The following is an 11,745-nucleotide window of genomic DNA, read 5'->3' on the forward strand; positions in this document are numbered from 1 at the left end:
CGGCGCCAGCGCAGCGCACGCTGTGTCGTCTGCTAACGTCCTGGCCATAGCGCGCCCTCCTCGGGCACCGACTGGGGTTGCAGCCGCCAGCGCGCTGCCCGGGCTTTGCGCTCGCTGCTATGACAGTGCGCCGCGCGTTCGCTGCGGCAGGGCGAAGCAATCATCCGCGCAGCCTCGGCGCGCGCCACGGCGTCGCGGCGTCATCCGCGCACGCACAGGCAACAGGAACGACCACGCGAGGCGGCGCGACACATTCAGCCCCAGAGCGGGCAGGTAACGCCACGAGAATGGCTCACCTCGCGCTTGCCTCCCATCCAGCAAAGGGACAGGACTGGCGGCGCATTGAGCCAATCAATACGTCTGTGGAATGCTTAACATTATCATTTTTAGGTAATGGAAGACCAACCCAGGGCGCATTTCACTAACGAAGGCTTGGTCGATACAGCTTTTTTACCAGGATCCGAAGATGCTGATGCATCCGCATCCTGAAATAGTCAGGGGGCGCACGGACTAAACCGGACCTCGATGAGTCATGTTCGGGGTCCGGTAATACACCCAGCATGCGCATGCCTTTATGGACGTCAGCCGGTGCCGGCGCTGGTCTGACGCGCCAGAGCTTTCGCCATCTGGTCCACACGATGCAAGCGCGCCGCCAGCCGGGATTGCGCCGCCCAGCGAGAGGCGCACACGCTCCAGCGACGACCAGGTTCGCGGCTGACGCCGCATACGCAAAAGGGGCGCCGATGGGCGCCCCTTGCGATGACTGTCTGTTGTCGTCCGGCTCAGAAGCGGGCGTTGAAGCTGCCCTTCAGGCTGTGATCCTGGGCGCGGTCGGCGATCTGGCCGACCCATGCGACGCCGAGGCTGACGTTTGGCATCAGCGTCACGTCGAGACCAGCTTCCAGCATCAGGCTGTTGCGGGCGATCGGCGCGCCTTCCACGGAGAACAGCGTGTTCGTGCCGGCAAGCGCCATGACGCTGCGCGGGGTGACGTCGCCGAGCGCGTGCTTCCAGCCGATGGCGCCGCGGGCGGTCAGATCGGCGCCGTTGGCCAGCGCGAAGCTGTGCGAGACGCGGGCGCCCAGCGTGGTGAAGGTGGTGTTCAGCGACGCCGTGCGGGCGTTTAGGGCCGCAAGACCGCCAGCTTCGGCAAAGCGGGCCGTGTCCATGCCAACCCACGCGACGCTAAAGAACGGCTCGACCGTGGTGCGGTCGAACTGGGCGGTGTAGCCCACCTCACCGAACACCTGCGAGACGCCGGTGCGGTACGAGCTGCGCGTTGCGTCGGCGAAGCCGGCGAAGGTCACGCCGCGGTTGGCCGAGATGTCGTTCCACGCATGGGCGCCGCCGAAGCGCAGGCCGATGGCGCCGAAGCGCGCGCCGCCATACAACGCCAGATGGTAGGTGTCGGCGTGGGCCGAGGAGATGCGCTGGTCGACGTCGATCGAGGTGCGGCCATAGCCGCCCGCGACGCCAACCCGCCAGACGTCAGCGATCGCCGCGTCAACACCGGCGATGAAGCCAGCCGACGAACGGTCGACCTTGGCGGTCGTCGGCGAGCTCGCGTGGCCCCAGCCGCCGAAGCCCTGCCCCCAGATGGTGGCGTTCAGACCCGAGACGTTCTGGGTCTGGGCCGACTGTGCGGCGTTGACGCCATTGCCGAAGGCCTGACGCAGACGGCTGTTGACCGCATCGCGCACCACGTCGCTGTCTTCAACCAGCGCGCCGGACACCGAGGAATACAGCTCCCCAGACAAGGCGTTGAACGCCTGACGGGCATTGAGCGCAGTGGTCTGGCGGGTCACCGCCTGCACCAGCGCCGAGCTCAAAGGCGCCCGGTCGAGCGCGGCGGCGACGGCGAACTCATTCGGCGTGCCGGCGGTCGAAGCCAGCGTCACGTCGCTGCGGCCGATGGTGACGAACACCGACGTCGCGTCGTAGCTGACATAAGGCGACAGGAACGGCGACAACGGCGAGCCAGTCCATACCACGCCACCGTCGAAGGTGGTGCCGTCAAAGCCGCCCGCGGCCGTCAGCACGGTGTAAGGCGTGGCGATCAGATAGCCGCCATTGGCCGGATAGGCCGAGACCTGGAGGCTGCCGCCCAGCTGGGCCTTGCCGGTGGCGGCGATCAGATCCGCCTCGCCGGCGGCGTTGATCTCAGCGTGATAGACCGAGGTTGCGCCAAGCGAAACGTCGCCGGCGACGGTGACGACGCCGATGGAGTTACCTGGGCTGATGGCGCCGAGGTTGAACAGGCTGGTGAGCCGCCAGTTGCCGCCCATGACGCCGCCTGCGTCGACACGCGTATCGCCAAACACGACGACAGGATTGCTGATCGTGCCGCCGGTGGTCCGGGAGCCCGGGCCAATATTGACGTTGCCGCCAATTTGCACGCCGGGGCCAAACTGCGCCGACGTGCCTGTGAGATTGAGGTCGCCGCCAATCACCGAGCCAGCGTCAAAATTCAGGTCGCCGCCCTGCTGCGAGGCGAAATTGCGCACGCCCCGGGTGACGCCGGTCCAGCTGGCGTTGGCCTCGATCAACACGTCCGTATAGCCGGTGGTTTTGGCGCCAAGATCGTTGATGTCGCCCACTGACGCCGAACCGTCCGCCAGGGTCAGCTGCACCACGCCCGAACCCGCGTCGGCTGCGTCACGATTGACGTTGAGCAGCACGCCCGAGGTGCTCGACAGACGCGAGCCGTCCTCAACGGTCACGGAGACGTTCTGGTTGGCGCCGGTGAACGCTGCGCCAATGGCGGCCGTGCCGCCAGCGATGGTGACATTGTCCAGCGTCACCGTCGAGGAGCCCATGAGCTGCAAGCCCGCCGCCTGGGTCGAGGCGATCTGGGCGCCACGGACGTTCAGCTGGCCGCCGTCAACCACGAGGATGCCCGAGCCCTGGGCGCCGGTCGCAGCGTAAACGCCGCGATCGATATTGAGCGCGCCGCCGGCGGCCGCGACCGCAGCGCTGGCGTCAGCGCCCGACACGGTCACGTTGACATTGGTCAGCGTGGCGACGCCGCCCGTTGCGCCGGCGCGGTCATTGTTGGCGACCACGCCATGGGCGCTGGCGCCGCTGGTGATGATCGACGAATCCTGCAGGCTGACGCTGCTCTCGCTTTCGGCGTGCACGCCGAAGCCGGCTGCGCCGGTCGTGGTGATGTTGACGCGGGCCCCGGTGATGGTCGACGCGTCGACGGAATGCAGGCCCACCGCATAATAGCCGGCGGTGGTCAGATTGCTGTCCGTCAGGGCGACCGTGCCAGCCGAGCCTGTCGGATAGGTCGCGCCGGAGGTGCCATTGGCGCCCGCCTGAACCGCATGGGCGCGATCGCCCTGGGTCGCGACATTGGCCGAGCCAGAAATGGCGCCGCCGGTGTGGGCCAGCAGGCCGAAGGCACGTTCGCCGCTGGTGGCGACGCCGGCGCTGACCAGGGTCGCGCTGGTGCCGGTTCCGCGCGACGACACGCCATAGGACCAGCTCTGGGTGGTGCTGATCAGGCCGCCGGTGATGCTGGCGGTTGCGCCCGCCGACAGATCAACGCCGAAGCCGTTGGCGCCGGTGACGTTGATCGTGGTGTTGACCAAAGTGGCGATGCCGCCGGTGGCGCCGGCCTTGTCGTTATTGGCGTGGATGCCATGGGCGTTGGCGCCTGCGACATTGATCACGCTATCGGTGATCGCCACCGTGCTGGCGCTCTCCACATGGGCGCCGTGGCCGGAGGCGCCGGTGTTGGTGATGGTGATGTTGCTGGCTGCGATGTGGCCAGCGTCCACGATGTGCAGGGCCGTTGCGTAATAGCCAGCCGTGGCGATCGTGCCGCCGGTCAGCTCAATGACGCCGCGCGAGCCAGTCGGATAAGGGTCGCTGTTGGTGCCATTGGCGCCTGCCTGCACCGCGTGCGCGCGGTCGGCCGTGGTGGTGATATTGGCCGAGCCCCGGATGATGGCGTCGTTGAAGGCGTGCAGGCCATACGCGCGTGCGCCCGTGGTGCTGATGCCAGCATTGTCGACGGTGATCAGCGTGCCCTCGCCCTTGGCGACGGCGCCCCAGCCCCAGCCGCCAGAGGTCTTGATCAGGCCGCCGGTGATGTCGACGGAACCACCCGCATTGGCGAAGACGCCATAGCCGTAATCGAGCGTCGTGGTGATGTTGGTATTGGTGAGATTGACGTGGCCGCCGGTAGCGCCGGCGCGGTCGTTGTTGGCCAGCACGCCGACGCTATTGCCGCCGGTCACCGACAGCGTGGCGCCAGTCAGCGAGATGGTGCTGTTGCTCTCGGCATGGACCGTCGGGCTGTTCGGGCCAGCCGTGGTGATGGTCACCCCGGTTGCGTTGATGGTGCCGCCGTCGAGGGCGTGCAGGCCGGTGGCGTAATCGCCATTGGTGGCGATGGAGCCGCCGGTCACGGTGATGACGCCGGCGGACGAGCCGTCATAGGTGGCGCTGCTGGTGCCGTTGAAGCCGGCCTGAACTGCATGGCCGCGTGCGCCCGAGGTGGTGACATTGGCGGTAAGGGTCACCTCGCCGCCGTTGCCGGCCAGAACGCCCCAGCCACGATTGCTGGTACTGCTCTGCGTCGACAGCGTGCCGCTGGTGATGGTCACCGAACCATTATTGGTCGCCGTGACCGCCGTGCCGCCGAGGCCGGCGTTGATGGCGGCGTCAGCATAGGAGCCGAGCGCCACGCCATCGGCGACAATCGGCGAGGTCGGACCGGACGGTTCGGCATGGGCCGCCGCCGCATAGCCGAGCGAAATGACTGCGACGGACGCAAGCAGCGCCGCCCTGTTACGCGATCGCGCAAACGCCGGCTGACGCGCGCCATGGCCTGGATATCGGTTCATGCCCCATCCCCCCTCTACAACCGTGGACTCAGCCGTGAAATAGCACCATGCCGCATGGATTAGAACGGCAAAATTACAGTATTTGGCGAATTTTGCACCTATCCGCTACCTTACGTAAGGTAATTACGCCGCGACATAATTAAGTTTCAGGCGGCTGGACTCGATCTATGCGCAACGTAAGGACGAAAGATTCGTTTTCAATGCGCAGTCAGCGCCAATAGCCGCGCCATCAATGGAAAAATATGCCGTAATGCCGCAAATAAACGCCGCGTCAGGACGTAAGCACTGGTGAGGGGTGTGTTGATTAACCATCTTAAGCGTAGCTATGACGACGTTTGCGACCGTCGCCGTTCACCGTCTGTCGAGCCGCCCGTGGTCTGACGTAGCGCCCAGCGCAAGCCGGCTGGCGGTGGACAGGCCGTTGGCCGTCAAGGGCCGCCCTATGACTCCATTCAAAATTCGAATTGGCGTGCTGGGCGCGCGCCGCGGATGATGCAGCACGCCACCCAGTATGGGAGCAGGAGACGGTGGCGCGTTTCACAACACATGCAGCGCATCGCCGACGGGATTCAGGCAAAAACCAGTGCTGAATTGCGTCCGACACAAAGTAACGGCGCGCCGACATCAGATGTGCGCCGCAATCATCGCCAGTGAGCCATGCGGCGCGCACGCCATCCGGCGCAAGGCGTCCACATGGCGGCGCAACGCCCCGGCGCCGCGCGCCGCTCCGGTGGCGGCGTGGTCTGACGCAGCCGCATGGCGCAGCTGGCGCCGTCATACCAGAACCCGATGAGCATGACCCATCGGGTTCTGGTTAAGCCCGTGCGGCGCCTGAGCATTTCAGGATGCGGATGCGTCAGCATCTTCGCATCCTGGCGCCACGCCCATCGCCGGAAGCCGGAAGCGGTCTGGTGGCGGCGCATCACACGACAAACAACAACGCGCGCGGAGAGGGGCGTGGCCATGGCCGCGCGCTCGCTGACGCGTCATGCCCGGGAGAGGTTTGGCCAGGATGGATAATAACCAGATCAGTGACGCAGCCGTCGCGCGTCACGCGCGGCGCGCAGGCGTCGCGTCCTTCGTCGGCACCACCATTGAATGGTACGATTTTTATATTTACGGCCTCGCCGCGTCGCTGGTGTTTGGCAAATTGTTCTTCCCGCCCGACATGGATCCGGGCCAGGCGACGCTCCTGGCTTTTCTGACCTTCTGGATCGGCTTCATAGCAAGGCCGATTGGCGGGGTGATCTTTGGCCATCTCGGCGACAGGATCGGCCGCAAGACCACCCTGGTCGCCACGCTAATGATGATGGGCGTCGCCACTACCTGCATGGGCCTGTTGCCGACCTATGAAAGCATGGGAATGTGGTCGCCGCTGGCGCTGGTGACGTTGCGTTTCATCCAGGGCGTCGCCGTCGGCGGCGAGTGGGGCGGCGCCGTGCTGATCGCCAGCGAAAACGCGCCGAAGGGCAAGGGCGTGCTGTATTCGGCCTTCGCCCAGCAAGGCGCCCCCGCTGGAAATTTGCTGGCGATCGGCGTGTTCTTCGCCCTCAGCCACGCGCCGTCGCCGACCTTCCTGCTCGATGGCGGCTGGCGCATTCCCTTCCTGCTGTCGTCAGTGCTGATCGTCATCGGCATGGTGATCCGGCTGCGCATCCATGATTCCGAGCCCGTCAAGAAACTCATCGCCGACAACAAGAAATCCGACTGCATGCCGGTGCGCGACGCCATCCGCGATCACTGGAAGCTGATCCTGCTGTGCGCCGGCACGCTGCCGATTGTCTATGTCACTTACGTCAAGACCAGTTTCGCACTGTCCTGGGCGACGAAGAGCCTCGGCTTCGACACCAGCGCTTTCCTCGGCATGATCGCCATGGCCGCCCTGGTGCAATGCCTGACCCAGCCGTTTGGGGCCGTGCTGGTCAATCGCATCGACATGCGCAAGGCGATGCTGTTGATTGCGCTGCCGGAAATGCTGCTGGTGCCGCTGATGTTCTACGGCATCTACAGCATGAACTACTGGGCGGCGTTGATCACCATGTGCCTCGCCACCATTCCGCACGGCATGTTTTATGGCGCCATCGGCGGGGTGATGGCCCGGGCTTTCCCGGCGCGGGTGCGCTATTCCGGCCTGTCGCTGGCCAATCAGCTTGGCGCCCTGACGGTCGGCGGCGCCACGCCCATGTTGCTGCAATTTCTGCTCAACAAAACCGGCAGCATCATCCCGGTAGCTTTGGTCTCCGGCGGCTATGCGCTGACCTCGCTCACCTGCGTGATGATCCTGCTGCACAAGACCGGCTACATCGCCAGCCAGAGCTCCACCGCCGAGCGGCTCGACGAGGAGCAACTGAACAGCCTGCAGGCCGCCGCCGCCTGACGGCGCACTTGTCCAAAGCTGCAGTTCCAGCAAGGCGCATGACGGACACGTCATGCGCCTTAAGTACATCGTGGAAGCGCGCAACACCCATGCAGACGCCCATGACCCGCATGCCGGAACATGCGCGCCGCTTCGCCTGGGCCACCTTTTGGCTTTGGCCTCGCCTTGCGTCCTCGACCAGGTTACGGTCCAGCGGGGTCAGGGGGCGCACTTACCGGATGACGATCCGCAGTTTCGGACCGCAGCTTTGCGCCACCCCTCGCGCGATGTCTGGGTCAGGCGCGGTTGCGGCGTCATCGACAGGCGTCGCCCATGAAGTTTGAACTCCGGCATTTGCGCAATTTCGTTGTCGTCGCTGAGGAATTGCACTTTGGCCGCGCCGCCAGCCGTCTCGCCATCACCCAGCCGCCGTTATCTGTCAGCATCCAGCAACTCGAGCTCGCCGTCGGCGCCCGTTTGCTGGAGCGTGACTCGCGCGGCGTGCGCCTTACGGCGGCGGGCGCGGTGTTTCGCGACCATGCCCGGGAGGTCTTGCTGCGCGCCGATGAAGCCTGCGTGCTGGCGCGGGAGATTGGCGCCGGCGCCGCCGGGCGGCTGCGCGTCGGCTTCGTCGGCTCGCTGCTGTATCGCGGCCTGCCAGACTGGCTGCGGCGCTTTCAGGCCGCGCACCCGCGCATCGAGGTCGTGCTCAACGAGCTCAACTCCAGTGAGCAGATTGAGGCGGTGCAACGTAACGAGCTGGAGCTGGGGATTATTCTCGCCCGGCGCGTGCCGGACACTATCACCATCGTCCGGCTGTTTTCGGAGCCGTTCGTTTGCTGCCTGCCGCTTGATCATGAGCTGACGGGGCAGCCGCAGGTGACCATGGCCATGCTGCGCGCGCAGCCTTTCGTGCTGTTCTCGCGCCGCGTCTCACCGGAATATCACGCCAGCATCATCGACATGTGCGCCGCCGCCGGCTTCCACCCGCGCGTGCGCCATGAGTTGCGGCACTGGCTGTCAGTGGTGGCGCTGGTCGCCCAGGGCGCTGGCGTGTCGATCCTTCCCGCCGCGTTGCAACGCTCCGGCATGGCCGGCGTCACCTTCCGCCCCATCGCAGACAGCAACGCCGTCACGGCGTTTTCCTGTATCTGGCCAGCAGGGGCCGACCATCCGGCCCGCGAAATGTTCGTGCGCCACATCGCGCCCGACGCCGACCCAGGCGACAATCTATCGGAGGGCTCGCCCGATGGCGCAATGTATGCGCGTGACGCAGCGGGCCCTGCGGCCTGAAAGGTGCGCCACGCCGCGTTGACGGCATCGTCTCCCGCCGCCGTGCCGTACGGCAGCCGGGCCCGCAGCCACCGCTCCTCACCGCCGGGCGCTTACCGGCGGGTTCTCACCTGACCGAGGCTCTGACTCAATCAGCCCCCCAGCCGTCATGCCCGTGCTCGTCACGGGCATCCACGTCTTACCCTAACCCTTGCCCTAACCCTTGGCCCAACCCTTGGCCCAACCCTTTCTCCAAGCCCTGCCCCAAGCCTTGGCCCACACCCGCCCCTCGCTCACTCCGCATCATGCCGCGGCAGGAAACTGTCGCCCTCGGTCAGCGGCGCGATGGGATAATCCGGCGGCGTCGCCGACAGCTTGATCGGCGAGGCAAGGCCTCGATAGCCGTCCACCTCAACCAGCATCTGGCGATGGGCGGTGTGGGGGTGCTGCAACGCAGCAGGCGCCGGCAGCACGGCCGCGCAGGGCCGCCAGCGCGCACCAGGGCGTCGGCGAATACTGGTCCATCCTTGTCGGCCAGCAACGCTTCTAGCGCCGCCTTCAACGCAGCGCGATTGACCGAGCGGGCGCCAGCGGTGGCGAACCGCGCGTCGCTGGCCAGCTCCGGGGCCGCAAGCTGCTGGCACAGAATGCCGAACTGCCGGTCATTGCCGATGGCGAAGAACACCGGCTCTGTGCCCGTCTGCAGGCAATCATAGGGATAAATATTGGGGTGGGCGTTGCCGGTGCGCTGCGGCGGCTTGCCGTCGAGGAACCAGTTGGCGGCGTGCGGGTGCAGCAGCGACAGGCCGGAATCATACAGCGCCGCCTCAACAAACTGGCCCCGGCCGCTGGCGGCGCGGGCATGAAGCGCCAGCATCACGCCCAGCGCTGCATTGAGCCCGGTGGTCATGTCGACGACCGGCAGGCCGACGCGCAGCGCCGCGCCATCGGGTTCGCCATTGATGCTCATCAGGCCGGTCAGCGCCTGCACCGCCGCGTCATAGCCCGGCAGGCCGCCAAGCGGCCCATCGGCGCCGAAGCCGGTGACCCGGCAATGGATCAGCCGGGGAAAACGCGCCGCCAGCGCCGCATGGCCGATGCCCCATTTCTCCAGCGTGCCGGTCTTGAAATTCTCGATCAGCACATCTGCATCGGCCAGCAGCTCGAGCAGGCGGGCGCGGCCCTCTTCATGGGCAAGGTCGAGCCGCAACAGCCGCTTGTTGCGGTTGAGGCCGAGGTAATAAGAGGCGACGCCATCCTGATTGAAAGGTGGGCCCCAGGCGCGGGTTTCATCGCCCTGGGGCGGCTCGATCTTGAGCACATCGGCGCCGTGATCGCCGAGGATCTGCCCGCACAGCGGGCCGCCAAGCACGCGCGAGGCGTCGACAACCCGCAGTCCCGCAAGGGCGCCAGAGCGGCTGGTTGCAGTCATGTCAGCATCCTCCGCAACGATGGGCGGACGCCGCCGCAGCGTCCCGACAGCGACAGGGCGGCGCTCACAGCACATTCACCGCAGCAACCTCGGCGGCGTCGTGCGCCTCGTCGAGCAAACCAGGCAGCCACGCTGGCTCGGCGGCGTCGATTTCGAGCGGATCGCGCGGGGCCAGCCGGTGGCGCAGGGTCAGTTGCGCGATCTGCATGCGGCGTGGCGCGCCGAGCCTCCCCGCCTCCCACGCCATGGCGCTGGCGGTGGTCAGGTGATACAGCGCCGACGCCACCTGGCGGGCGCCGTGATCGGAGGCGCTATTGGCCTGGGCGACGCGATTGGCTGCGGTGGTGACGCGCGCAAGCGTGGCGTCAAACACGGCGCGGGCCTGGGGTTGCATCGGCGTCTCATCAAGCAGCCCGCGCACATGCTGTTCGAGCGCCTCCAGCGAATTCTCGCGGCGGATCGCCCGGATGACGTCCAGGGCGACGATATTGCTCGTGCCTTCCCAGATCGAACCGAGATGGGCGTCGCGCACCAGCCGGGCGTCGCTCCATTCCTCGATGTAGCCGCAGCCGCCGCGCACCTCCATGGCGTCAGCGGTCACCGTGCGGGCGTCACGACAGGCGCGAAACTTGATCAGCGGCGTCATGATGCGGGCCAGGGCGTAGCAGCCCGCCTCACCCGCATCGGAGCGGCGCAGGGCGTCGGCGGTCTGGAACACCATGGTCCTGGCCTGCTCGGTCGGCAGCAGCAATTTCAGCAATTGCCTGCGCATCAGCGGCAGCTCGATCAGCCTTTTGCCGAACGCCTGGCGATTGCGGGCGATGAACAGGGCGGAGCTATAGGCGCGGCGCATCAGACCAGCGGAGCGCACGCCGTTCGACAGCCGCGAATTATTGATCATGTCGGCCATCTGCGTGAAGCCGCGCCCAAGCTCGCCGACCAGATAGGCCCGCGCCCCTTCCAGCCGCACCTCGCCGCTGGCCATCGAGCGGGTGCCGAGTTTGTCCTTAAGCCGGATGATGCGATAGGCGTTGGCCGAGCCGTCATCGAGGATGCGCGGCAGAAGGAACAGCGACACCCCCTTCAACCCGGCTTGCGCGCCATCGAGCCGCGCCAGCACCATGGCGAAGCCGGCGTCCGGGTTGGAGCAGAACCATTTGTCGCCATACAGGCGGTAAGCGTCGCCATCGGCCACGGCCCGCACACTGGTGGCGCCGACGTCGGAGCCAGCCTCCTGCTCGGTCATGAACATCGCGCCCTGGCGCAGATCATCGAAATCCTGGGTGGTCAGCTGGGCGAGATACTTTTCGATGAGTTGCGGATCGCCATATTTGCGCAGGGTGCGCGTCAGGGAATCGGTCATCGACAGCGGGCAACACAGGCCAAACTCCGCCTGCACCAGCAGATAGGTCAGCGCATATTTGGCCGCAGCCGGCATCGGTGTGTCCCAGCCAAGCACGCCGCCACGATGCGACATGGCCGCCAGCCCATATTGCGAGAACGCCACCCGCTCCAGCTCGACATAGCTCGGATGCTTGACGATGTGCTGGGCGTCGCCGCCGCTGCGGGTGCGATGCTGCAACACCGGCGGGTTCTGGTCGGCGGTCAGCGCCAGGGTTTCAAGCGCCCCGCCCGCAAGACCGCCGAGGCTCTCCAGATGCGGCAGCAGATGCCGCCGCAAGTCATCTGGCAAATACAGTGTCAGCAGAGCCGCAAGTTCCGGGTCGTCGCTGAACAGATTGACGCCATATTGATCGGGAACGGGCTGGTGGGTTTTCTGAGCGATAAGCTGGGTCATCGGATTGTCGCGGCCTCCCTGTTTGAGAAGCACT

5 protein-coding genes are annotated in these 11,745 nt (G+C 66.3%); 2 read left to right on the top strand and 3 right to left on the bottom strand.

The window, feature by feature from the left end:
• Positions 1 to 782: 782 nt before the first annotated feature.
• On the bottom strand, positions 783 to 4,853 hold the full coding sequence (locus AC6A67_RS07125; RefSeq protein WP_498035853.1) for an autotransporter outer membrane beta-barrel domain-containing protein: 4,071 nt from the start codon (positions 4,851 to 4,853) through the stop codon (positions 783 to 785).
• A gap of 1,012 nt (positions 4,854 to 5,865) precedes the next feature.
• Here AC6A67_RS07125 and AC6A67_RS07130 point away from each other — a divergent pair.
• Together AC6A67_RS07130 and AC6A67_RS07135 are read left to right on the top strand one after the other, a co-directional pair.
• Entirely contained in the window at positions 5,866 to 7,230 is a 1,365-nt protein-coding gene (locus AC6A67_RS07130) for an MFS transporter (protein WP_498035854.1), read from the top strand.
• Positions 7,231 to 7,542: 312 nt separating this feature from the next.
• A complete protein-coding gene (locus AC6A67_RS07135) occupies positions 7,543 to 8,502 on the top strand; it encodes a LysR family transcriptional regulator (RefSeq protein ID WP_498035855.1) in 960 nt (319 codons plus the stop codon).
• Positions 8,503 to 8,815: 313 nt separating this feature from the next.
• Here the strand turns inward: AC6A67_RS07135 and AC6A67_RS07140 are convergent, their stop codons facing one another.
• Both AC6A67_RS07140 and AC6A67_RS07145 read right to left on the bottom strand, forming a co-directional pair.
• On the bottom strand, positions 8,816 to 9,913 hold the full coding sequence (locus AC6A67_RS07140) for a CaiB/BaiF CoA transferase family protein (protein ID WP_498035856.1): 1,098 nt from the start codon (positions 9,911 to 9,913) through the stop codon (positions 8,816 to 8,818).
• Between the two features lie 64 nt (positions 9,914 to 9,977).
• On the bottom strand, positions 9,978 to 11,745 hold a 1,768-nt coding region (locus AC6A67_RS07145), incomplete at its 5' end, for an acyl-CoA dehydrogenase family protein (RefSeq protein WP_498035857.1).

The organism is Camelimonas sp. FR25 (genome assembly GCF_059740505.1).